Genomic DNA, 23830 nt, shown 5'->3' with positions numbered 1-23830 from the left:
CCCGACTTAAAAATAGATTCACCAACGTTGTTGGTTACAGGAGATAAACAATGGAGCTTACCGTTGTTCAAATCATACTCGTTTTCCTTGTTGCCTGTATTGCAGGTATGGGTTCTGTGCTAGATGAATTCCAATTTCATCGTCCTTTAATTGCTTGTACACTAATTGGTCTTGTACTTGGTGATCTAAAAACAGGGATAATTATCGGCGGCACGCTAGAAATGATTGCGCTCGGATGGATGAACATCGGCGCAGCCATGGCTCCCGATGCTGCCCTAGCCTCAATTATTTCTACCATTCTGGTTATTGCCGGCGGGCAAGATATTGGTACCGGTATTGCACTAGCAATTCCTTTAGCTGCCGCAGGACAAGTATTGACCGTTATTGTTCGGACAATTACTGTTGCATTCCAACATGCATCTGATCGCGCTGCATTATCTGCTAATTTACGTGCATTAACCATAATTCATATCTTAGCTCTGTTATTACAGGCTATGCGTATTTCTATTCCTTCTTTAATTGTTGCTATCTCTGTAGGTACTTCAGAAGTCCAACACCTACTGGATTCAATTCCTGAGGTTGTCACTAAAGGGTTGAATATTGCTGGCGGTATGATAGTTGTTGTCGGTTACGCTATGGTAATCAATATGATGCGTGCAGGTTATCTAATGCCATTCTTCTACTTAGGCTTTGTAACTACTGCATTTACCAATTTCAACCTAGTTGCACTAGGCGTGATTGGTGTTGTGATGGCTATTCTCTATATTCAACTCAGTCCAAAATACAACCAATCACAAATTACTGCTTCGCAAAATAACGGCAATAGTGATTTAGATAATGAATTAGATTAATTAAGGAATGTAATAATGGCAGATACAACTTCAGTAAACCAAACAAATCTAAAAAAGCTTACTGCTGGTGATATTCACAGAGTTTTTTTACGTTCCAATCTTTTTCAAGGATCGTGGAACTTTGAACGTATGCAAGCCCTTGGCTTTTGTTTTTCAATGATCCCAGTGATCCGCCGTTTATACCCTGAAAACAGTGAAGAACGTAAACAAGCCATTAAACGCCATCTTGAGTTTTTTAATACCCATCCTTATGTAGCAGCGCCTGTTTTAGGTGTCACCATAGCGATGGAAGAGCAAAGAGCTAATGGCGCGGATATCGATGATGGTGCAATTAATGGTATCAAAGTAGGTTTAATGGGCCCTTTAGCGGGTGTTGGTGACCCTATTTTTTGGGGCACAGTACGTCCAGTATTTGCGGCTCTAGGCGCCGGAATTGCAATGTCAGGTAGTCTACTAGGACCGCTACTATTTTTTATTTTGTTTAATTTAGTTCGCTTATTAACCCGTTATTACGGTATCACCTATGGCTATAAAAAAGGGCTCGATATTGTTCATGACATGGGGGGTGGCTTTTTACAAAAAATGACCGAAGGTGCTTCTATCCTAGGGCTATTTGTCATGGGCGCATTAGTCAATAAGTGGACTAATGTTAATATCCCTTTAGTCGTATCAGAGATAAAAAACCCCAATACTGGTGAGGTAACAATTACCACCGTACAAACTATCCTCAATCAATTAATGCCTGGTTTAGTGCCATTATTACTAACCTTTGGTTGTATGTGGTTGTTGAGACGCAAGGTTAATCCACTATGGATTATCATTGGTTTCTTTATTCTAGGCATTGTTAGCTATTGGGCTGGATTTTTAGGCTAACAGACTCAATTTCTTAATTGTCAATTGCGGGAGGTTGCCAACCCTCCCGTTTTTAATTTTATCTTTACAGCAGATTAATAATCGATTGGAGTCTTTGCTTATGAATATGAATAATATTGTATTGACTGTCTTTATCCTACTAATGCTAATTTATGCTATCTATGAAGAATTGATTGTCAACTTATTAAATGGAAAAACAAAATTAAAAATAAAGTTAAGGCGTAAAAATAGAATCGATGCCGTTATTTTTATTATACTGATCGCGATTGTTATTTATCATAATATTATTCAACATGGTAGTCAGCTAAAAACCTATTTATTAATGATTACAGTTATTATTGCTGTTTACTTAACATTCATTCGTTATCCTAAGCTTTATTTTAAAGATAAAGGTTTTTACTACGATAATATCTATATATTGTACGAAAATATTAAAACAACTAATTTATCGAAAGATGGAATATTAATAGTCGGTTTAGCAAAAAGAAAAATTTATATTGCTGTTAAACAGTTTGATGATTTAGATAAAATTTACAATTTTATAATAAATAAATAAATAAATAAATAAATAAATAAATAAATAAATAAATAAATAAATAAATAAATAAATAAATAAATAATATTGTTATATTATTCTTATATATTTAATCAACTGGAATTATTATTTTTATTAAAAATTAAATGATATTAATTCTATAAATTAATGAAAATTTAAATAATTGCCTTTTATTATTTTTATGATATCTTTTGTTATAAGTCATTGGGGAGTAGCATGTTCTAAATAAAATTGTCTATAGCGATTAATTTAGAAATTTCATGTCAACATACTCGTTATGATCCATAACTTGGCATGAATATCTGACAAGGTTGGTGAGACCATAGACATATTTTTACTCTAGGTTGAAAGTAAAAATATGTGTATGGATAACTTTCCAACTGAGACGGTATAATGAACTTATACGCAACCCTAGCTTTATCTCTTACATTATCGATGGATGCTTTTGATGCATCTGTTTGCAAAGGTGCTAGCCTATTTAATCCCTCTTTACGTGAAGCATTAAGAACTGGTTTTATTTTTGGTATCACACCCATCATTGGCTGGAGTTTGGGACTATTAGTCAGCCAATATATTATTAAGTGGAATCATTGGATAGTGTTTAGTCTATTATTCATGTTGGGTATCCAAATGATATATAAAAATTACCATCATGCAAAAAACAATAGCAAACCTCAGCCTATCCACTGCCACAATTCTTTTACGCTTATTACTACTGCCTTAGCAACCAGCTTGGATGTAATGGCTATTGGTGTCAGTCTGGCCTTTTTGCAAATTAATATCATCCATACAGAGCGATGACAATCGGACTAATGACCATCATGATTATGGCAACACTTGGAATATTATTAGGTCGTTATATTGGTCCATTATTAGAAAAAAAGCCGAAATGATTGGCGGTGTTACGCTAATCATTATCGGATTTAGTATAGTGTATCAACATATTTAATTTATTAAATAATTAATTCACATCTATGTTTTTAATGCTTTTTTAGGTTAAAAATGATAGCAAAAAGACACTAAACAATAAGAGTTTTAAACATTACTCCCCCAAATTATTAATTGAAAATCTTTAATGTCTAATATTTACTAACAAAATAGCTAATCATTTGATTGATTACATTATTTTAAAATAGAATAGAATATATACTGATGATAATAATTTTTATTAATTACAGATGGCATTTTTTGCCTATCTATAAATATCAAAAATCATAAGATAGAACTTATAAATAAATCAATAATTCTTTACAGTTAGGCTATTTACCCACTGATTGTGGAAGGTGAACATGTCGGAAAATGTAATCAATGATATTGTTAATTGGTTAGAAAGCCAATTACAACGAAATGAAGGCATTAAGATTGATACCATTGCTAATAAAAGTGGTTATTCTAAATGGCATTTACAATGGATCTTTAAACAATTAAAAGGTTGCACTTTAGGTGAATATGCTCGTAAACGTCGATTACTGGAAGCAGCCAGGTTATTACGAGAAGATAAATTTTCTATTTTGGATATAGCCCTACAATACGGTTTTAGTTCCCAAGCAACTTTTACCCGTATTTTTAAAAAACATTTTAATACTACACCTGCTAAATTTCGCCAAAATGGGCAGTTACCCGACTTTAATCAATTTATGGACTAATCTAGAATTATTAATTTTTAGACTTTAGTTATTATATGCCAGTCTAAATGCTGGTTTTACGGCTGTTTGCAATAAAATTATGCTTGAATATATCTCTTTGCAGCAATGGATGCTAATAATTAACAACCATTAATTTGATTCATGCTATTTCATTGACTAATCAATTTTCGAATTGTATAAGCTGCTGATGAAAATTTGGATACTGACACTGGATCTCAGCGACTAATTGCTTAATTGTCGCTATTTGGTATTTTTTGCCAATCAACTTTTGACTAAAAAGCTCTAATGGCGATGGATCTAGACTATCCGTATAAATTTTGCTAGTTGAAATGTTTCCTTTATCAATATCAAAATGAAGTTCAACACCACCCAGGCAAATCGGGTTTCAAGTATATGACTAAAAGCTGGCGCGTGACCAAAATTCCATTGCTAGCTAGATTGTTCAGCATAAATGTCAATAAAACCGGGTAAATCAGGCAAATTAGTCGGGGAAATTATTTCTGCCTTCACTACCTCACCATAATAGTTAAAAAAATTGTTTGCTAAGGCGTTACAAATTGCATGATTACTAATCTGAACATCAATTTCAGCTAAATTCATTACCCTAGAACGTACGGAGGTAATACCTTTATTAATTAATGTCTTCGGATCTGGATTTAAATAACTGGCTAAACGGTTTAAATCTGTATTAATAAGTAAAGTGCCATGATGAAAACCGCGATCGTGTGTTTCAAAATAAGCTGATCCGGAAATTTTACGCTCACCATAGGCGGAATGGACAACTAAATCATTTCGACCTGAAACTTGAGCCTTTATCCCAACCTCAGCTAGTCCTGCAATAATAATTTATGTTGAAATAGTTTTATCATAGACTGGTTTACCCGCCATAAAGGTAAAACAAGTGTTTCCCAAATCATGAAAAACCGCACCACCACTCCACTCTGCGGCGGCGAGCTAATTTGACTCCATCTTGGGCCATTTTTCGAGTATTACACTCTTGCCATGGATTTTGTCCCTGACCAATAACGACAATATTATTATTGCGCCAAAGAAACATAATCCGCTGCTTGACTGACATTTGGCGAAAAATAGCCTCTTCAACAGCTAAATTAAACCAGGGATCAAATGATTCAGAAATAAGAAGACGTATTGAAGCCATAAAAATTTTGCCAGCCTATATTCATTTTGTTATAGCAAAGACCCAACAGTTATTATAACTAAAAATGACATTTAAATACGGCGTGCCTGCCAGAAAACCTTACGCCAGTATTATATTTTGTTTGTTTAACGAAGAGCGAATAACGCCTTTGCTAGTTGAAGCATGAATAAAAGTATTATCCGTATCATAAATACCAACATGTAGACAATTTTCACCTGAGCCGGTTTTTAAAAAAAAACAAATCGCCCGGCATAAGATCCTTAATATTAATACGGGTGCCACAAGTGGTTTGAGCTATTGTCGTGCGCGGTAATTGAATGGCAAAACGATCACTAAAAGTTCTATAAAAAAAGCCTGAACAATCAATTCCACTTGATGCTAAACCACCCACCATAACGATATGGTGTACCATACCATTGTAATAGCTGCTCCTTAAGTTAAGCGATAGTCATAATAGGATCAGAAAGTTGGCTTTTTAACGGCGGAGCTGTTCTGTTTACTGAAGAAGAACAGCCAATTAAAGTAAGGTAAAATAAAAAAAGCAAGTGTTTAATTCTTATTAGCATAAAGCACCTTTATCGCTTAATAGGATAATTAAATAGACTTTAATCAGTGTTTATAAAAAACAAGTTTTTATTAATCGGTAATCGCTATTTTTAAGCAATACACTGGCTATAAAAATAAGTATTCTGCCCAGTTTTTTAGCTTTATTTGCGCGTTACTTCAAGCCGAGAAATAATCCAAATACCAAGCAAAATAAATACTACTCCGACAAATTTAATCAATGTCGCCGATTCATTAAACCAAGGCAAAGTAACTGCGAATAAATAAACTAACACATAGCTTAAACTAATCAGTGGGTAAGCTTTACTTAATGCTAAAAATTTCAAGGCAAATAACCAGCAAACCATCGAAAGCACATAGCCAATTAAACCGATAAAAATCAGCCCAAACGCCGGCAGATTTTCAAATAACCAATTAACATCCATCCACTGATGATTTAATTTAAACTCAAGTAATATAGTTACTCCAGCTTTTAAACAAAGCTGAGCTAAAGTGATCAATATTACACTACCGATACCCCAAAAGTAGCCTTTCATATATTTAATAAAACAATACCCAACATGATAATAAATACGCCGATCCAATGTTTGATACTGATCTTCTCTTGATAAATAAATTGTCCAATCAGTGTAACGATAACAAAGTTAATGCTTAACATAGGATAAGCAATACTAAGCGGTAAAATTTGTAGTAATTTAAGCCAAAATAGCATGCCTAACACGAGCAAAATAATCGCTGTTAGTAGCCATTTAATGGCTAAACTATTTTTTGTCGGCAAACCACTTTGCCAATATATCACTGCTTGCTTTTGGCAAACCTGTCCAATACAAGTTAACAGGCTAACAATTATTAATAATAAAAAATGTGTCATGGCTGCTGATAATAGGTCATTATTGCCATTCTTGTATTGCGAACTACATGATCAGGCTTAGGAATATCATCAGGCAGCCCTTCATTTCTACGTAATAAAAGAACCACTGAAATTTGTCCTTCTTTTCGTGACAAACTAAGCCATTTAGCAAAATTTCTTTGTTTGATTAAGCGAAATTGGCTATCGGGATAATTTAAGCCGTATCTTAATTCACCTGATCTTTCATATAAATAAATATCACCTTGATGTAATTCCCATGCCAAAGCTGCGCTTAGTCCAACATTATCCGCTAGCACAAACTTACTTTGTTTCAACAAAGATATATTGTACCGTATTAATTGTTGCGGTAATTTAGAATCAATAGTGTCTTGCGGTAATGTAAAACTTATTGATAAGCTCAAGGCTAAAGAACATGCAGCGCACCACAACCAATACCTGGCATTGGATATCAGACTAAAATAGCCAATAATCAGCCAAACACAAAAAACCGTTATACTTAATACCAGTTTTGGCCACTCCAATGGGGTATATAGCGGATGCTCAACAAATAACCCCATAATAATAAAAGTAATAATTGCCAATATGGCAAAAGCGATATTGGTAAACCCGTTAAATTTAATTGCTGCCAAATGACGATTTTTAACACAATCAACCGCATATTTTGCCATCATTAATACAAGCGGTGCCATCACTGGCAACATATAAGTAAGTAATTTACCCTTAGCGATACTAAAAAATACAAAAGGGACAATAAACCAACAAAGCAGAAAAAACATTTCCGGTTTGATTTTTCGTTCCTGCCAACTCTTTAATAATGTACCGGGTAAAAGTCCTAGCCAGGGTATTACACCAAGTAAAATAATAGGAATATAAAACCAAAAAGGCGCTTTATGTTGGGCATCCTCTGATGAGAAGCGCTGAATATGTTCTACCCAGAAAAAGAAATGCCAATAATCCGGTTCATATTTATTGACAGCTAATGCCCAAAGAAGGCTTATTAATGCCGCACTGATGATAGCTATGCCACCAAATTTGAGCATCTCAGTAAAACGTTTTTGATACAGCATAATTGGCAGCATGACGATAACCGGGATAGCTAAGGCTAAAAAACCCTTGGTCATAAATGCCATACCACAGGTAAGCCCCATAACTGCCCAGGCAAGTAACTTTGCAGCAGCCGTTGATGCTTTTAATAACCAAAAACAACATAGCATACAAGCAGTAAGCCACATGGTAAGCATCGGATCGAGTACGCTATAGGTACCAACCGCAAAGACTAAAAACATCGAAACATACATCAAAGTAGCAACAAACGCGACATTTCGATTACGCCACATTACCATCGCTAACCAGTAAATTAAGCCAGCGCTGATCATAGTTGCAAACACAGCACCAAAACGAACAGCAAAATTGGTATCACCAAATATCATTTGACTGATATTATTTATCCAATATCCAGCCACTGGTTTTTCAAAATAGCGAATATTAAGCAAGTAAGGCACAATCCAATCACCTTTTTGCAACATTTCTCGGCTAATTTCTGCGTAACGCGTTTCATCTGGCTGCCACAGCAGTCGGCTATTTAACGGTACTAAATAGGTGAAAATAAAAAAAAGTGCTAATAAAAAAGCACCTATTTTTTGTAACTGTTTAGTTAACATCAAGCGCTATACCTCGTGTTGACACCCTAGCCAACCCTCACGACCTGGAAAAGATGAACGAATAATTTTTCCGTGTAGTAAAGAATCAAGATCATTTGGTATTAATTCACGCAACGGACAAAATACTATTTGTTCTGCAATCATTCTCGCTAGTAAGTTGTCAAATTGCATCGATTTAGACATACCTTCTACTTCAGTATGAATAGTATAAACAGGCGTTCCTGCATCTTCCTGCATCGCGTTAATAATAAAATCATTAAAGTTTTCATCTTTAACCAAAGTGCCAACAACTTCATCATAAGTCGGTAGTGTTACTGGAATTTGTACAGTACCAATCGAACCATCCGCTAAAATAGGACGAAAAGGATGGGTACCACGGCAATCACTATTATAGTCAAATTTAAAATTTTCTTTCGCCGTTAATACGCGTTCATCGGCCCGCCAACCAGCGACAGCTGAACATTTCACGGTAGCGCCTATTACGGCTTCAAGAGCATCCACGCCTAATTTAATTTGTTCGACTAATTTGGTTCTTGGCCATTTACCTGCATTAGCTTGCCAGCCTTGATGATCCCATGCATGTAGCCCAACTTCATGACCTGCATCCAATGTTTGTTTCATTAAGTAACCTAGATCATTAGCTATTTTTTTACCTGACCAGGTTGTACCGGCTAATAAGATATCCCAACCATAGAGTGATGTCGCATTCGATCTTAACATTTTCCATAAAAATTCAGGTCGAAACAGGCGCCATAAATGACGCCCCATGTTATCTGGGCCGACACTAAAAAAAAAACTGGCTCGAATTTGATATTTAGCGAGCACTTTAAGTAACTGTGGCACACCTTCTTTGGTACCTTGATAGGTATCCACATCAATTCTTAAGCCAATTTTCTTCATTATTTTTTACCTAATTCTTCCGTCGCAGCTTGCAAAAAGAAATCTAAAGTTTCATCAATAGTCTGTTTCATATCAACAGTTGGCTCCCAATCGAGCAAGCGCCGCGCATTTTCAATACTCGGTCTACGGTGCTCAACATCTTGATATCCTTTACCATAATAACTACTACTTTCAATCTTTTTAAGACCAGCAAATGGAGGAAAGTGTTTACGTAACGGATGTTTTTCAAAACTGTCAAGTAGCATATAAGCTAATTGAGCAATGCTTGCTTCATTGATTGGATTACCAATATTAATAATTTGACCATCACATTTTTCATCTTTATTTTCAATAATGCGAAATAATGCTTCAATACCATCTTTAATATCGGTGAAACAACGCTTTTGAGCACCGCCATCAACTAATTTTATCGGTGAACCTTCGACCAGATTTAAAATTAGTTGGGTAATCGCTCGCGAGCTTCCAATACGGGCAGAATGTAAACTATCGAGACGTGGGCCCACCCAATTAAACGGTCTAAATAGAGTGAATTTCAACCCTTCTTTAACACCGTATGCCCAAATAACGCGTTCTAATAGCTGTTTAGAAACCGAATAAATCCAACGCTGTTTGTTAATTGGCCCGACAATTAAACGGGAAGTATCTTCATCAAATTCTTTATCATCACACATCCCGTAAACTTCAGAAGTTGATGGGAACATAATACGCTTATTATATTTTACACAATAACGCACTATCTTTAAGTTTTCTTCAAAATCTAACTCAAAAACTTTTAATGGATTGCGAGTATATTCAATCGGTGTTGCAATAGCAACCAGCGGTAAAATGATGTCACATTTTTTAATATGATATTCAATCCACTCAGTATGAATACTGATATCGCCTTCAACAAAATGAAAACGCTGATCATCGCCAAAACGGGGATCATTAATAAAACGTGCAACAGCAGAAGAACTAATATCCAAGCCATAGATATCATAGTGACCATCTGCTAATAAACGTTCGGTTAAGTGATTACCAATAAAACCATTTACACCCAAGATCAAAACACGCTTACGCCGTTTTACCTCGGTCGTCGGTTTAGCACCAACACGCACGCCATTGACAATTCCCATTTCAGCCGCTAAACGCGATCCTTCAACGTATAATCCAGCTCCACTCTGCCCGGTCAGAACTTCAAGCACACCTTGACCACAAACTATTTGCAATGGTTCGGTAGAAATGATTGTACCCGGTAATTTATCGTGTGATTTTTCTAGCACACGGGCACGCCAAACAATCATTTTATTCTCAGCCAAATAAGTAAATGCACCTGGATATGGCTCGGTTACCGCTCGTACTAAGTTATTCACTTCGCTAGCAGATTTAGACCAATCAATTAAACCATCTTCAGCGCTACGACGGCCAAAATAGGTTGCCTTACTTTCATCTTGTGGTGTTGCTGAATAATCACCTATTTTAATTAAGGGTAATGTATCAGCCAAAAGCTGTTCAACCGCCTGACGAATTTTCTCATGTAACACTAATCCGGTATCTGTGGCTTCAATAGAGATTTTTTTCTGTGCAACAATATCACCCGCATCCGGTTTGGCTATCATCTTATGTAATGTGACACCCGTTTCTGTTTCACCATGCAAAATAACCCAATTAATCGGCACACGACCACGATATTTAGGCAATAAAGAACCATGCAAGTTAAAAACACCTTTAGCGGCTAACGCCAATAACTCTTGACTAAGCATGTGGCGATAGTAAAAAGAGAAAATAACATCCGGTTGCATTTTCTCAATACGCTCAATCCAAAGTGAATGATTGACATTTTCTGGAGCAAATACAGATAAGCCCATCTCAGCCCCCAACCGCGCAACTGAGGAAAAGAAATGATTCTCTTTAGGATCATCTGTATGTGTAAAAACAGCCTGAATTTCAAAGCCCGCCTTCTGTAGCGCCTTTAATCCCACACAACCAATATCATGGTAAGCAAAAACAATAGCTTTCATTATTTTTTTTCCTGATTTTCGTCAGTATCTAGATGAACCCCAACTATCTTTTGAATAAAGTAACGGGGACGGGCACGAACATCATTGTACATTCTGCCAATATATTCACCGAGTAGTCCCATGGCAATAAATTGGGTGCCAATAAATATGAATAGAATAGCAAACAGCGTAAAAACACCCTCTGCAGCCCACATTGCACCAAAAATAAGACGCAAAATAATTAACAGAACCGCCAGTAAAAATCCACTTACCGCAATAAAACTACCAACTACACTCAACAAACGTAACGGGGTAGTAGTTAAACAAGTGAGTAAATCAAACATTAAATTTACTAGCTTCATCAAGCTATATTTTGAATCACCAAACTCACGTTCTGCATGGGCAACATCAATTTCGATCGTTCTTTTAGCAAACGTATTTGCTAAAATAGGAATAAATGTACTGCGTTCATGACACTGTAGCATCGCATTAATAATATTACGCCGATAAGCACGCAACATGCAGCCATAATCGCCCATGGTGCGCCCAGTCGCTTTGGTAATCATGGCATTAATGATTTTTGACGCTGTTTTACGAAACCAAGAATCTTGCCGATTCATCCGTCTGGTCCCGACTACGTCATAGCCTTCTTCCGCTACCTGTACCAGCTGTGGAATTTCTTCAGGCGGGTTTTGTAAATCAGCATCTAAAGTGATCACAAGATCACCGGTTGCCTGTTTAAAACCAGCCATAATGGCAGAATGTTGACCATAGTTACGATTTAAAATCACTGCGATAACGTGATTTGCCAGATTTTCAGCAGCATCCATCAGTAATCTAGCTGAATTATCAGTACTTCCATCATCAACTAAAATTAATTCATATGGCTGTTTCAATCTCTGACAAGCAGCCAATGTTCTTTCTAATAACTGGGGTAAGCTTTGCTCTTCGTTATAAATAGGGATAACGATAGAAACTTTTTTTATTTCTTCAAAATCATTTTGAAAAAACACTATCTCGGCTCCGAAAAAATTTCATTAATAGCAACAACAACGCGATCAACATCTTGAACACGCATGTCAGGGAATAGTGGCAATGAACATAAGGTCTTCGAGTTCCATTCAGAATTAGGTAGAGAAAGCGATGGATAATGTTCTCTATAATATTTTTGCGTATGAGACGCCCGGAAATGTAGACCAGTACCAATATTCTTCTCTTTTAAGCGGTCCATAAAACTATCACGGTCAATACCACAGACAGCTTTATCGACTCGAACCATAAACAGATGATTGGCATGTAAATGGGGATAATCGGGTACATCCAACATTTTTAACGGCAGATTGGCAAGCGCTTGTCGATAATAAGCAACAAGCTCTGCTCGACGTTTATTTATCTGTGTTAATTTTGTTAATTGAACAACAGCAATTGCCGCATGAATATCAGAGAGATTATATTTAAATCCAGATTCAACAACCTCAGCCTGTGGTTTACGACCTTGTATTTGTCGATCGAAGGCATTTACACCTAAACCATGAAATTTTAAACATCGCAGACGTGTGGTCAAGGCATCATCATCGGTAGCGACTAAGCCACCCTCGGTGCAAGTGATATTTTTAATCGCATGAAATGAAAAAATGGCGGTGCCATGTTGACTAATCCATTCACTTTGATACTGAGTACCTACGGCATGAGCCGCATCCTCGATCAATGCGATATTGTTTCTTTGTGCAATCTCACGTAACGCGTTAAGATCACATGGCGCCCCAGCGTAATGTACCGGAATAATCGCTTTTGTCTTAGGGGTAATCGCCTTCTCAACGACATCAGGCTGAACCATTAAAGTGTCACGATCTACATCAATCATGACTGGATGTGCCCCTAACAAGGTAATCATATTAATGGTTGAAACCCATGTTAATGAGGGGGTAATAACTTTATCTCCAGGACCACTTCCTAAGGCCATAAGCGTTATATGCATACCCACTGTTGCCGAACAAAAAGCAATTGCATGCCGACAACCAAATTTATGGCGAAAGTCTTCTTCGAGTTGATGATTTTGCGCCCCGGTAGTGATCCAACCAGAACGTAATACATTTTCTACCGCCCAGATCTCTTCGTCACCTATTGCTGGGCGAGAAAAAGGAAGAAAATCATTCATGAGATTAACCTACTAGCAATTCACCTAATATTTTTTTAGAGTCAGTTATCTATAATATCATAAAATAGCTTAACTACACATCAACATGACAATAACTTTCCAATCTAACTAATCAGATCGGATTAATTTGTTAAATATACTTGACTAAAGAGAATTTCATATTAGTTAAGTAAATTAAAAAAAACAAAATAAAATCCCTAATAATTCTTATCAATAAGAAAGTGAATAAATAATGATAAGTAAATTTAAAGTCAATATTAGTGCAATTTTGTTAATAAGTGTTTTTGATTAATAGAGCAAAATAACGAACTTTTGTTTAGGATTATATTGAATAATAAAAAAGCCGCTTTAGCGGCTTTTTAGAATAATAATTCATTATTTATGAGGCTTTATCTTTTCAACCCGGCCTTTCAACTTTTGCCCTGGTCGAAAAGTCACCACTCGACGAGCAGTGATCGGAATATGTTCTCCAGTTTTTGGATTTCGACCTGGTCGTTGACTTTTATCACGCAGATCAAAATTACCAAACCCTGACAGTTTCACCTGCTCCCCATTTTCTAATGAACGACGAACTTCTTCAAAGAAAAGTTCAACCAGGCCTTTCGCATCACGTTTGCTTATACCCAGTTTTTCGAACAGACTTTCTGACATTTCAGCTTTTGTAAGCGCCATAGGTTTAGTCCCTCAAGGATGCTTGGAATCGCCGTTTTAACGCAGCAACACATTTATCAACAGTTGCGGCAATCTCTTCTTCTTCCAGAGTACGATTTGTATCCTGTAAGATTAAGCTAATAGCAAGGCTCTTATAACCTTCCGCTACACCTTTACCACAGTACACGTCAAACAAGTTTATGCCAACTATATGATTTATGCCAATTTTCTTGCATTCAGCTAATACGTCCGCTGTTGCTACCTTTTCTGGTACTACAACAGCAATATCCCGTCGGTTGGCAGGGAAACGTGAAATCATATTTGCTTTAGGAATAACACGTTCTGCAACAGTATCCCAAAGCAATTCAAAAACAAGTGTCCGACCATTCAAATCTAGCTTATTTTCCAGTTTAGGGTGAATAACGCCTATATATCCAATATAATCATTATTCAGATAAATCCCAGCGCTTTGTCCGGGATGAAGTGCAGGATTAGAATGAGCCTTATAAATAATATTGTCTAATTTTCCGGTTAATGCCAGTATTACTTCGACGTCACCTTTGATATCAAAAAAATCAACAGCGCGTTTTTCTTGTGACCAGTGCTCTTCATAGCGATTGCCAGTAATCACACCGGCTAACATCAATTCTTGCCGAATACCATGCTCTGCTATTAAATCCGGCACAAATCGTAATCCAGTTTCAAACAGACGAATGCGATTTTGCTGACGGTTTTGATTGTAAATTACTGTCGTTAATAAGCCGGGCAATAAAGAAAGCCGCATTACTGACATATCTGCTGAAATAGGATCCGGTAAAATCATTGCATCAGAATCTGGATGTAGTAGTTGCTGAATTTTAGGATCTACAAAACTATAGGTAATCGCTTCATTGTAATCACGATCAATTAATAACGTTTTTACTCGTTTTAATGGCAGCGCTGACTCACAACGGGGGGTCATAACTAAATCTACATGTAACGGTACATCAGGTATATTATTATAACCATAAACACGGGCTACTTCTTCAATCAGATCTTCTTCAATTTGCATATCAAAACGCCAAGAAGGGGCAACCACCTGCCAATTATCTTGCTCACCATTCACTTGGCATCCTAAACGCTGAAGGATCTGGGTAACGTTAATATCTGGAATACAATGACCAATCAAGCGATCCAGTTTTTGCCGAGTTAGGGTTATTATTGCCACTTTCGGTAAGTTTATTTGATGGCTAAAATCAATAATATTTCCAACTTGGCCACCACAAATTTCAACGATTAATCTAGTCGCACGTTCCATAGCTTTATATTGCAGCTGAGGATCAACGCCCCGCTCAAAACGGTGTGAAGCCTCAGTATGAAGACCATAATTACGTGCCCGGCCAGCAATCGCCAGTGGATCAAAAAAAGCACTCTCTAACAGGATATTAGTGGTTTTTTCATTAACGCTAGAGTACTTACCACCGAAAATACCAGCAATCCCTAAGGCATTCCTCTCATCGGCAATGACTAAAGTATCTGGCTTCAAAGTTACCTTGCTGTCATCGAGCAAAACTAATGTTTCATCCTGTTTTGCCATTCGAACAATGATCATGCCATTTAAGCGATCAAGATCATAGGCATGCAAGGGTTGACCTAATTCTAATAACACAAAATTAGTAATATCAACCACCGGATCAATACTACGGATCCCCCCTCGACGTAATTTTTCGCTCATCCAGCTAGGGGTTTGCGCTGTAACATCGATGCCTTTTATTACTCGTCCTAAAAAGCGTGGGCATGCCATAGGCGCTTCCACCTGAATAGGAAAAATACTAGCATCAGTGGCTTTAACTGGTTCAATTTCTATTGTATTTAACTCTAGGTTATTGATAGCTGCAATATCGCGAGCGATACCTATAATACTTAAACAATCAGCACGATTCGGTGTTAAACTTACATGAAAAATATGGTCATCTAGTTGCAAGTAGTTACGAATATCGGTACCAATAGGCGCGTCCTGTGGTAGCTCAATAATACCAGTATGATCATCCGAAATACCAAGTTCAGAATAAGAACAAAGCATACCTTCAGAAAGCTCACCGCGGAGCTTTGTCGCTTTTATTTTAAAATTATCGGGTAAAACCGCGCCAATTGTTGCCATAGCGACTTTTAATCCTTGACGACAATTTGGTGCTCCACAAACAATATTGAGTAACTGTTCAGTGCCAATATTGACCTTTGTTAACCGCAACTTATCTGCATTAGGATGTTGAACACATTCAACAATCTCACCGACTACCACACCCTGGAATTGACCGGCGACAGATTTAACATCATCAATCTCCAAACCCGCCATGGTCATCTGCTCTGATAAGGCTTCACTGCTTATTGCTGGATTTATCCATTCACGTAACCAAAATTCACTCAATTTCATGTGATAATCCTGCCTTATCTAAATTGTTTAAGAAAACGAAGATCATTTTCAAAAAAAGCACGTAAATCCATCACACTATAGCGTAACATCGTTAAACGCTCCATTCCCATTCCAAAGGCAAAACCAGAATATAAGTCAGGGTCAATGCCAACATTGCGTAATACATTGGGATGTACCATGCCACAACCTAACACTTCTAACCATTTACCATTTTTATCCATCATATCAACTTCAGCTGAAGGTTCAGTGAATGGAAAATATGATGGCCGAAAACGAACGCAGGTTTTTTCTTCAAAAAAATGATTTAAAAAGTCATGTAATGTACCTTTTAAATTGGTAAAACTAATATTTTTATCAACAATCAAGCCTTCTGTCTGATGGAACATTGGCGTATGGGTTTGATCATAATCATTTCGGTACACTCGACCAGGGGCAACAATACGAATTGGGGGTTGTTTACCCTTCATGGTACGAATTTGCACACCAGAAGTTTGTGTGCGTAATAGACGCGTAGTATCAAACCAAAAAGTATCATGTGAAGCACGAGCCGGATGATGAGCAGGAATATTTAAAGCATCAAAATTGTGATAGTCATCCTCTATTTCAGGGCCGGAAACAACAGAAAAACCAAGTTCAGCAAAAAATTCTTCAATACGATCAATGGTACGGGTTACTGGATGAAGACTACCATGTTCGATCTGGCGACCTGGCAATGAAATATCTATTTTTTCTGCCGCTAATCGAGCATTCAATATCGTATTTTCTAACTGCTCTTTACGCATATTCAATGAATTCTGAACTTGTTGTTTCGCCTGATTAATAACTGCTCCTGCTGTAGGGCGCTCTTCTGCAGGTAGATCACGCAACGTTGACATCTGTAGTGTTAAATGACCTTTTTTACCTAAAAACTCAACACGCACTGAATCCAACGCAGCAACATCCTGAGCTTTTTCTATGGCTGCTTTTGCCTGCGCAACCAACTCGACGAGATGTGGCATTGTTCCCTCTTCTTACGACCATTTAGTCTAATCATTGTTGAAAATAAAATTTTTTAGCAATGACTAACAAAAAAGCCTCCATTTGGAGGCTTATCACGGTTTTTCATTTCTTTTCTTAAATGCGCGAAAGCCCCAAATTTTAGGTGCTAAAATAAAAAAAGAAACGAAAAAAAACAATTTTCATCTTTAAGCGGCTATTCATAAAATAACTGTTACTTATAATACAACGGATCATCGATAATAAAAAAGAGGGAGCTAAGTCCCCCTTAATTTAACTGATTTAAGCTAACGCGCTTTTTGCCTTCTCGACTAATGCTGCAAATGCAACTTTATCAAAAACAGCAATATCAGATAAGATTTTACGGTCAATTTCAATTGAGGCTTTCTTCAAACCATTAATAAAACGACTATAAGACAAACCATTCTGACGAGCAGCAGCATTAATACGTGCGATCCACAATTGGCGGAACTGACGCTTACGCTGACGACGGTCACGATAAGCATACTGACCAGCTTTAATTACCGCCTGGAAAGCAACACGATAAACACGCGAACGAGCACCATAGTAACCTTTCGCTTGCTTTAATATTTTTTTGTGACGTGCGCGGACTATTACACCACGCTTTACGCGAGCCATATATACCTCCTATCACTTCGAATTAAATTCGATAATCTTAAACTAAAAAATTCAAACTTATGCGTATGGTAAACAAGCCACTACCAAACCCAGGTCACCTTTAGAAACCATGTTTTTTGGTCGTAAATGACGCTTACGCTTAGTTGACTTTTTAGTCAGAATATGACGAAGGTTAGCGTGCTTACGTTTAAAACCACCACTGGCAATTTTTTTAAAACGCTTTGCCGCACCACGTACTGTTTTAATCTTTGGCATTTTAAATATCCACTTCGCATTGTTAATTATAACTAGCCAGGCGAGTAGTTTTCCATCTAGATAGAGCACTATTACTTGGTTGCCTAACTATTTCTTTTTCGGTGCAAGCACCATGATCATCTGACGGCCTTCGATCTTGCTTGGAAAAGATTCGACGACTGATATCCCATCCAAATCGTTTTTGATACGATTAAGCATATCAATACCGATTTGTTGGTGCACCATTTCACGACCACGAAATCGTAACGTGATTTTGGCTTTATCACCATCATCCAGAAAGCGAATCAGGTTGCGTAGTTTGACCTGATAATCACCTTCATCTGTACCAGGTCGGAATTTAATTTCCTTTACCTGAATAACTCTTTGTTTCTTTTTTTGCTCTTTGAGCGATTTACTCTTCTCATAGAGGAACTTGCCGTAATCCATGATACGGCAAACCGGCGGCTCGGCATTTGGACTGATTTCGACTAAATCAATACCAGCTTCCTCGGCTTTTTCAAGAGCTTCTTTTAGACTGATAATACCAATCTGCTCGCCATCTAAACCAGTTAAACGAACTTCAGAAGCACGAATCTCCGTATTAATACGATTCGGGCGCGCCGTTTGAATTCTTTTTCCGCCTTTAATACCTTATTCCTCCAGTTGATAAATACGACGAGTGCGAATTTCATCAAGCACCCTTTCTGCAAATTCTGTGACGTCAAATGTTCCTAAATTTTTACCATTACGAGTTCGAACAGATACCTGATCCGATTCAACTTCTTTATCACCACAAACTAACATATAAGGAACACGACGCAAAGTATGCTCACGAATTTTAAAACCTATTTTCTCGTTTCTCAAGTCCGCTTTTGTACGAATACCAAAATCACTCAATTTTTCTACTATTTTTTGTACAAAATCAGCCTGTGCATCCGTGATATTTATTATAACAATTTGTAATGGCGCTAACCAGGTTGGGAAAAAACCGGCATAATGCTCAGTTAAAATCCCAACAAAACGTTCAAGTGATCCTAAAACAGCACGATGGATCATTACTGGTACCTGACGTTCATTATTTTCATCCACATAGGAGGCACCTAAACGACCCGGTAATGAGAAATCGAGCTGTACAGTACCACATTGCCAAGCCCGATCCAAACAATCATACAGGGTAAATTCAATTTTAGGCCCATAAAATGCACCTTCACCGAGTTGATAATCAAATACAATATCCCCCAGTGCCTTGGCAAGATCGGCTTCTGCGCGATCCCATTGAGCATCTGTGCCTATTCGTTTTTCTGGCCGGGTTGACAATTTAACGGCAATTTTTTCAAAGCCAAAGGTTGCATACATATCATAAATCATTTTAATGCAACTTTTTACTTCAATTAAAATCTGATCTTCAGTACAAAAAATATGCGCATCATCTTGGGTAAAACCACGCACTCGCATCAAACCATGTAAAGCGCCAGATGGCTCATTACGGTGACAGTTACCAAACTCTGCCATACGTAATGCTAAATCACGATAAGATTTCAAGCCTTGATTAAATATTTGTACATGCCCTGGGCAATTCATCGGTTTTATACAATATTCTCGGTTTTCCGATGATGTAGTAAACATGTTTTCTTTATAGTTTTCCCAGTGACCTGTTTTTTCCCAAAGAATGCGATCCATCATTAATGGACCTTTTACTTCTTGGTATTGATATTCAATCAATTTAGTCCGGATAAAAGTTTCCAATTCACGAAATATTACCCAACCATCATTATGCCAAAACGCCATACCTGGTGCTTCTTCCTGCATATGATAAAGATCAAGTTGTTTACCTATCTTACGATGATCTCGCTTAGCCGCTTCTTCTAAACGTAATAAATAAGCAGCTAATTGTTTTTTATCAGCCCAGGCTGTTCCATAGATCCTTTGTAGCATTTTATTATCGCTATTACCGCGCCAATATGCACCAGCCACTTTTTGTAATTTGAAGTAATGACAAAAACGCATATTAGGGACATGCGGCCCACGACACATATCAATATATTCTTCATGATAATAAAGTCCAGGATGATCATTTTTATTAATATTTTCATCCAAAATTTTAACTTTATAATCCTCACCTCGAGCAACAAACGTATCCCTAGCTTCCTGCCAACTAACCCGCTTTTTGATAACATCATAGTTCGTTTCAGCCAGTTCGTGCATACGCTGCTCAAGTTTTTCTAAATCTTCCTGGGTTAAAGAGTGTTCCAGATCAACGTCATAATAAAAACCATTTTCAATGATAGGACCAATTGCCATTTTAGTCGTTGGCCATAATTGTTTAATCGCATGGCCAAGTAAATGTGCGCATGAGTGACGAATAATCCCTAAACCATCGAGATCTTTACTAGTAATAATGGCTAATTGAGCATCATTATTAATTATATCACTTGCATCAATAAGTTCACCATTAACACGACCAGCTATACAGGCTTTTGCAAGACCTGAGCCAATATCCTTTGCAATATCCATTACTGAAACAGCATGCTCATATTGACGTTGACTTCCGTCAGGAAGAGTAATAACTGGCATTTAAAATCCTTAATTTACAGTGGTGACCTATACGCAAGATCACATGTATAGAAATATATTTTTATTAAAAGTGAGTTAAAGCAATTTCTTACTTCGCCTTGTAAGTGATATACGTGATGAAATACCTAAAATAGAGCAAAAGGAATACGTACTCGCATTAACTCAGCGGCGCATATTACCATCATGCAGGTCTAATTAATAGATTAAATCTGGGATAATAAGAATAAAACGCTAAAAAACTAGTGACAAAATAATTGTCAGCTAGTTAAATTTTGATTAATTAACTTAATTTTATTTTTTTATTATACAATGAAATAGCAATAAAAAACTAGTTTAACCTATCACTAAAATTTTATTCAGTTTGGTTCGCTATGATTTTTAGTCAAAAATATATTACGATAAAAATCATTATCAATTTTCTTATTATAAATCAATAACTAATTTATCATAGCTATTGAGTTGTAAGCGTTTTTAATTTTCCAAAGATAGCGTGGTGCCTGCGCATTAGGGTGTTTTGTTTGAATATGTTTATAAAACTCTTCTGCTGTTAGTTCATTAATTTTATCGATTGCGACATGACGATTTTTATCAAAAATTCGCAATAATGCCCCGGCACCATTAACATAAGCAACCACAGTTGCATAATAAAGTACTTTTGGATCACGAATACCAACTAAATCATTTTCTTGAATAAAACGAATATAGGCGGTTCCCACATCAATATTGATCACCGGATCTTTAAGTTGACTCGTGGTAGGTTGCCCCGCTTTACCTTGTAACCGATACGCATCACGACCAGCAGTAGAAGCCTTAACTTGCATTAAACCTATTGCATTGGATTTACTCACAGCATTAACCTGAAAATTAGATTCCACTTTAATAATTGCTCTAATTAAATTTTCATCAATCGCATAACGTTGCGCCGCTTGTCTAATTACACCATCGTAAGGGGTTTTTGACAGTACACTTTCGGTTTGCTCTTCCATGAAATAGCGTAGATAATTGTTCTGATAAACTGTTTTGGGGTTATTAGATTGTTTGCTTGAACAGCCGATTAATAAAATAATGAATACGACTCCACAACTTTTAAATTTCACCTTATACTAATCCTCTAGTGGTATGATCTATTTAGCATAGACTAATAAGATAAAAATAAAAAATTACCCTCTTTAGCGTTGAGTTGTAAAGAGGTTCTCATATCTGCTGCTTACATTACAATTACAATAATTGATCGTATTGACATCTTCCATATATAGTCGATAATCATTCTCATTAAAGTGCGATTTACTACTTTTTTACCGGGAAACCACTTATGTATAAAAGATCCAACCTTTCATCTAAGCACACTTTTACTGGTTTAATAATAATTGCTGTTGTTCTTCTTTTTAATCTAATAGCTTACGCAAAAAAATTTACCATTGTAACAGCTTTTACTATTATTCAGAATATTGCGCAAAATATGGCAGGTAATGCTGCCAATGTCCAATCAATTACCAAACCGGGGGCTAGAAATTCATGAGTATCAACCAACCCCCAAAGACATATTAAAAGCGCATAATGCTGATTTAATTTTATGAAATGGATAAGGACTTGAAACCTGGTTTAATCGTTTTTTTGAAAACTTCAAACATATTCCTGCCGTTACTGTTACTAAAGGAATAAAACCGATGCCTATTCGAGAAGGTGAATATCAAGGCAATCCTAATCCTCATGCCTGGATGTCTGCCCAAAATGCATTGATCTACATTGAAAATATTCGGGCAGTACTAGTAAAATGTGACCCTAAAAATGCAGATATTTATAACCAAAATGCGAAAATATATGCTAGTAAAATCAGCAAAATTAATGCACCTCTACGAAAAAGACTGGCGCAAATCCCGCAGCAAAAACGTTGGCTAGTAACCAGTGAAGGTGCTTTTAGTTATCTGGCTAGCGATTATGGTTTTAAAGAAGCTTATTTGTGGCCAATTAATGCAGAAGAGCAAGGTTCACCGCAACAAGTTCGTAAAGTTATTTATACTGTGAAAAAACATAATATTCCAGTTGTGTTTAGCGAAAGTACCGTTTCTGATAAACCCGCGAAACAAGTCAGCCGAGAAACCAGGGATCAATATGGTGGGTGTACTCTATGTTGACTCTTTGTCTACCCCCCGATGGCCTAGTTCCAACATATATCGAATTATTAAAAACTACCGTTGATACTATTGCAAAAGGTTTTGGTCAATAATAATGAGTAACAATATTTTTTACGAAAAACCAAACTTAGTTGTTGATAATGCTACTGTTACATACAATAATGGGCATACTGCTATTTATGATGCCAGTTTTAATATTACTGGTGGTTCAATTTGTGCGCTAGTAGGCGTTAATGGTAGTGGCAAATCAACGCTGTTTAAGATAATAATGGGTTTAGTAACACCAACAAAAGGACGTGTAACATTAAACAATGCTGCGATCAAAACAGCGCTTAAACAAAATATTATTGTTACGTACCGCAAACTGAAGAAGTTGACTGGAACTTTCCGGTTCTAGTTTCCGATGTAGTTATGATGGGGCGCTACGGTAAAATGGGTATTTTACGTATTCCAAACCAGCAAGATAAACAAATTGTTGCTGAAGCATTAGCGTGGGTTGATTTTACCGGTTTAGAACAACGACAAATAGGTGAGCTTTCTCTGGCGGCCAAAAAAAAAGAGTTTTTCTTGCGCAAGAAGGGATAGTATTACTGCTTGATGAACCTTTTACCGGCGTCAATGTAAAAACAGAAAATGCGATTATTGAGCTTTTACGCTCTTTACGTAGCAATGGCTATTTAATTTTGGTTTCTACACATAACTTGGGAAGCGTGCCTGAATTTTGCGATCAAGTTATTTTAGTAACCCGAACTATACTGGCTAGTCGGCCGATCAAAACAACCTTTACCCAAAAAAAATCTTCAACTCGCCTTCGGCGGTGTACTACGCCATATTAATCTCTCTGGTGCAGAACTTCATGATGATCCTCCTCCTCGTTCATTAACTGTTATTACTGATGATGAAAGAGCAGCTGTTTTTTATGGCAACCATGAACAAGCATCCGTCATTAAAAAGCAACCAGAAGAATAAA

At 36.8% G+C, this 23830-nt stretch carries 21 protein-coding genes, 4 pseudogenes and 1 other annotated feature; of the genes and pseudogenes, 7 read left to right on the top strand and 18 right to left on the bottom strand.

The window, feature by feature from the left end:
* Positions 1-50: 50 nt before the first annotated feature.
* The 5 genes from ARADI_RS02250 (at position 51) to ARADI_RS02230 (ending at position 3926) form a co-directional block, all read left to right on the top strand.
* Entirely contained in the window at positions 51-851 is an 801-nt protein-coding gene (locus tag ARADI_RS02250; RefSeq protein ID WP_119710995.1) for a PTS mannose/fructose/sorbose transporter subunit IIC, read from the top strand.
* A gap of 15 nt (positions 852-866) precedes the next feature.
* Positions 867-1724 carry a PTS mannose transporter subunit IID gene (locus tag ARADI_RS02245; protein ID WP_119710994.1) on the top strand — a complete coding sequence of 286 codons (858 nt, stop codon included), beginning with the start codon at positions 867-869 and terminating at the stop codon, positions 1722-1724.
* 100 nt (positions 1725-1824) lie between these two features.
* On the top strand, positions 1825-2280 hold the full coding sequence (locus ARADI_RS02240; RefSeq protein ID WP_119710993.1) for a DUF986 family protein: 456 nt from the start codon (positions 1825-1827) through the stop codon (positions 2278-2280).
* Between the two features lie 393 nt (positions 2281-2673).
* On the top strand, positions 2674-3081 hold the full coding sequence (locus ARADI_RS02235; RefSeq protein WP_439647069.1) for a manganese efflux pump: 408 nt from the start codon (positions 2674-2676) through the stop codon (positions 3079-3081).
* Between the two features lie 488 nt (positions 3082-3569).
* Positions 3570-3926, top strand: coding sequence for a helix-turn-helix domain-containing protein (locus ARADI_RS02230; RefSeq protein WP_119710992.1), 357 nt, complete (start codon positions 3570-3572; stop codon positions 3924-3926).
* A 160-nt stretch (positions 3927-4086) separates the two neighbouring features.
* Here the strand turns inward: ARADI_RS02230 and lplA are convergent.
* The 18 genes and pseudogenes from lplA to ARADI_RS02140 form a co-directional block, all read right to left on the bottom strand.
* Positions 4087-5085 (bottom strand): annotated as a pseudogene (gene lplA / locus ARADI_RS02225) (lipoate--protein ligase).
* Positions 5086-5156: 71 nt separating this feature from the next.
* A pseudogene (locus tag ARADI_RS02220) lies at positions 5157-5651 on the bottom strand (C40 family peptidase).
* A gap of 141 nt (positions 5652-5792) precedes the next feature.
* Positions 5793-6185 carry a 4-amino-4-deoxy-L-arabinose-phosphoundecaprenol flippase subunit ArnF gene (gene arnF, locus ARADI_RS02215; protein ID WP_119710991.1) on the bottom strand — a complete coding sequence of 131 codons (393 nt, stop codon included), beginning with the start codon at positions 6183-6185 and terminating at the stop codon, positions 5793-5795.
* Positions 6182-6520, bottom strand: coding sequence for a 4-amino-4-deoxy-L-arabinose-phosphoundecaprenol flippase subunit ArnE (gene arnE / locus ARADI_RS02210; protein WP_119710990.1), 339 nt, complete (start codon positions 6518-6520; stop codon positions 6182-6184). The genes arnF and arnE overlap by 4 nt, the downstream gene beginning before the upstream one ends.
* Positions 6517-8181 (bottom strand): lipid IV(A) 4-amino-4-deoxy-L-arabinosyltransferase, encoded by a 1665-nt coding sequence (arnT, locus tag ARADI_RS02205; RefSeq protein WP_119710989.1) that lies wholly within the window; start codon positions 8179-8181, stop codon positions 6517-6519. The genes arnE and arnT overlap by 4 nt, the downstream gene beginning before the upstream one ends.
* A 6-nt stretch (positions 8182-8187) precedes the next feature.
* A complete protein-coding gene (gene arnD, locus ARADI_RS02200) occupies positions 8188-9081 on the bottom strand; it encodes a 4-deoxy-4-formamido-L-arabinose-phosphoundecaprenol deformylase (RefSeq protein WP_119710988.1) in 894 nt (297 codons plus the stop codon).
* Entirely contained in the window at positions 9081-11081 is a 2001-nt protein-coding gene (gene arnA, locus ARADI_RS02195) for a bifunctional UDP-4-amino-4-deoxy-L-arabinose formyltransferase/UDP-glucuronic acid oxidase ArnA (protein ID WP_119710987.1), read from the bottom strand. The genes arnD and arnA overlap by 1 nt, the downstream gene beginning before the upstream one ends.
* Positions 11081-12073, bottom strand: a complete 993-nt coding sequence (gene arnC / locus ARADI_RS02190) for an undecaprenyl-phosphate 4-deoxy-4-formamido-L-arabinose transferase (RefSeq protein ID WP_119710986.1) — start codon at positions 12071-12073, stop codon at positions 11081-11083. The genes arnA and arnC overlap by 1 nt, the downstream gene beginning before the upstream one ends.
* Complete coding sequence (gene arnB, locus ARADI_RS02185) at positions 12073-13218, bottom strand: UDP-4-amino-4-deoxy-L-arabinose aminotransferase (RefSeq protein WP_119710985.1); 1146 nt, start codon at positions 13216-13218, stop codon at positions 12073-12075. The genes arnC and arnB overlap by 1 nt, the downstream gene beginning before the upstream one ends.
* Before the next feature lie 375 nt (positions 13219-13593).
* On the bottom strand, positions 13594-13890 hold the full coding sequence (gene ihfA, locus ARADI_RS02180; RefSeq protein WP_119710984.1) for an integration host factor subunit alpha: 297 nt from the start codon (positions 13888-13890) through the stop codon (positions 13594-13596).
* A 4-nt stretch (positions 13891-13894) separates the two neighbouring features.
* Positions 13895-16282, bottom strand: coding sequence for a phenylalanine--tRNA ligase subunit beta (gene pheT, locus ARADI_RS02175; protein ID WP_119710983.1), 2388 nt, complete (start codon positions 16280-16282; stop codon positions 13895-13897).
* Between the two features lie 14 nt (positions 16283-16296).
* Positions 16297-17280 (bottom strand): phenylalanine--tRNA ligase subunit alpha, encoded by a 984-nt coding sequence (gene pheS, locus ARADI_RS02170; RefSeq protein WP_119710982.1) that lies wholly within the window; start codon positions 17278-17280, stop codon positions 16297-16299.
* 65 nt (positions 17281-17345) lie between these two features.
* Positions 17346-17465: a sequence feature (Phe leader region), on the bottom strand.
* Positions 17420-17464: a pheST operon leader peptide PheM gene (gene pheM / locus ARADI_RS20510; RefSeq protein ID WP_225507512.1), complete on the bottom strand. Its 45-nt coding sequence runs from the start codon at positions 17462-17464 to the stop codon at positions 17420-17422. It overlaps the preceding feature by 45 nt.
* Before the next feature lie 95 nt (positions 17466-17560).
* Positions 17561-17917 carry a 50S ribosomal protein L20 gene (gene rplT / locus ARADI_RS02160; protein WP_119710981.1) on the bottom strand — a complete coding sequence of 119 codons (357 nt, stop codon included), beginning with the start codon at positions 17915-17917 and terminating at the stop codon, positions 17561-17563.
* 57 nt (positions 17918-17974) lie between these two features.
* Positions 17975-18172 (bottom strand): 50S ribosomal protein L35, encoded by a 198-nt coding sequence (rpmI, locus tag ARADI_RS02155; RefSeq protein WP_119711609.1) that lies wholly within the window; start codon positions 18170-18172, stop codon positions 17975-17977.
* 87 nt (positions 18173-18259) lie between these two features.
* Entirely contained in the window at positions 18260-18799 is a 540-nt protein-coding gene (gene infC / locus ARADI_RS02150; RefSeq protein WP_119710980.1) for a translation initiation factor IF-3, read from the bottom strand.
* A gap of 3 nt (positions 18800-18802) precedes the next feature.
* Entirely contained in the window at positions 18803-20725 is a 1923-nt protein-coding gene (thrS, locus tag ARADI_RS02145) for a threonine--tRNA ligase (RefSeq protein ID WP_119710979.1), read from the bottom strand.
* Between the two features lie 437 nt (positions 20726-21162).
* Positions 21163-21822: a transglycosylase SLT domain-containing protein gene (locus ARADI_RS02140; protein WP_238149077.1), complete on the bottom strand. Its 660-nt coding sequence runs from the start codon at positions 21820-21822 to the stop codon at positions 21163-21165.
* 215 nt (positions 21823-22037) lie between these two features.
* Here ARADI_RS02140 and ARADI_RS02135 point away from each other — a divergent pair.
* Together ARADI_RS02135 and ARADI_RS02130 are read left to right on the top strand one after the other, a co-directional pair.
* Positions 22038-22952, top strand: a pseudogene (locus ARADI_RS02135) (metal ABC transporter substrate-binding protein).
* Positions 22953-22954: 2 nt separating this feature from the next.
* A pseudogene (locus ARADI_RS02130) lies at positions 22955-23829 on the top strand (ATP-binding cassette domain-containing protein).
* Position 23830 lies beyond the last annotated feature (1 nt).

The organism is Arsenophonus endosymbiont of Aleurodicus floccissimus, assembly GCF_900343025.1.
Taxonomy (GTDB): domain Bacteria; phylum Pseudomonadota; class Gammaproteobacteria; order Enterobacterales; family Enterobacteriaceae; genus Arsenophonus.
This window is presented reverse-complemented; position numbering and strand designations above follow the sequence as displayed.

Excerpts from the sequence above, each read along its gene's own strand:
- arnD (WP_119710988.1), bottom strand. The coding sequence starts at position 9,081 with ATGAAGAAAATTGGCTTAAGAATTGATGTGGATACCTATCAAGGTACC.
- arnA (WP_119710987.1), bottom strand. The coding sequence starts at position 11,081 with ATGAAAGCTATTGTTTTTGCTTACCATGATATTGGTTGTGTGGGATTA.
- pheS (WP_119710982.1), bottom strand. The coding sequence starts at position 17,280 with ATGCCACATCTCGTCGAGTTGGTTGCGCAGGCAAAAGCAGCCATAGAA.
- arnB (WP_119710985.1), bottom strand. The coding sequence starts at position 13,218 with ATGAATGATTTTCTTCCTTTTTCTCGCCCAGCAATAGGTGACGAAGAG.
- pheT (WP_119710983.1), bottom strand. The coding sequence starts at position 16,282 with ATGAAATTGAGTGAATTTTGGTTACGTGAATGGATAAATCCAGCAATA.
- ARADI_RS02240 (WP_119710993.1), top strand. The coding sequence starts at position 1,825 with ATGAATATGAATAATATTGTATTGACTGTCTTTATCCTACTAATGCTA.
- ARADI_RS02245 (WP_119710994.1), top strand. The coding sequence starts at position 867 with ATGGCAGATACAACTTCAGTAAACCAAACAAATCTAAAAAAGCTTACT.
- ARADI_RS02250 (WP_119710995.1), top strand. The coding sequence starts at position 51 with ATGGAGCTTACCGTTGTTCAAATCATACTCGTTTTCCTTGTTGCCTGT.
- rplT (WP_119710981.1), bottom strand. The coding sequence starts at position 17,917 with ATGGCTCGCGTAAAGCGTGGTGTAATAGTCCGCGCACGTCACAAAAAA.
- thrS (WP_119710979.1), bottom strand. The coding sequence starts at position 20,725 with ATGCCAGTTATTACTCTTCCTGACGGAAGTCAACGTCAATATGAGCAT.
- arnT (WP_119710989.1), bottom strand. The coding sequence starts at position 8,181 with ATGTTAACTAAACAGTTACAAAAAATAGGTGCTTTTTTATTAGCACTT.
- rpmI (WP_119711609.1), bottom strand. The coding sequence starts at position 18,172 with ATGCCAAAGATTAAAACAGTACGTGGTGCGGCAAAGCGTTTTAAAAAA.
- ihfA (WP_119710984.1), bottom strand. The coding sequence starts at position 13,890 with ATGGCGCTTACAAAAGCTGAAATGTCAGAAAGTCTGTTCGAAAAACTG.
- ARADI_RS02235 (WP_439647069.1), top strand. The coding sequence starts at position 2,674 with ATGAACTTATACGCAACCCTAGCTTTATCTCTTACATTATCGATGGAT.
- ARADI_RS02230 (WP_119710992.1), top strand. The coding sequence starts at position 3,570 with ATGTCGGAAAATGTAATCAATGATATTGTTAATTGGTTAGAAAGCCAA.
- arnE (WP_119710990.1), bottom strand. The coding sequence starts at position 6,520 with ATGACACATTTTTTATTATTAATAATTGTTAGCCTGTTAACTTGTATT.
- arnF (WP_119710991.1), bottom strand. The coding sequence starts at position 6,185 with ATGAAAGGCTACTTTTGGGGTATCGGTAGTGTAATATTGATCACTTTA.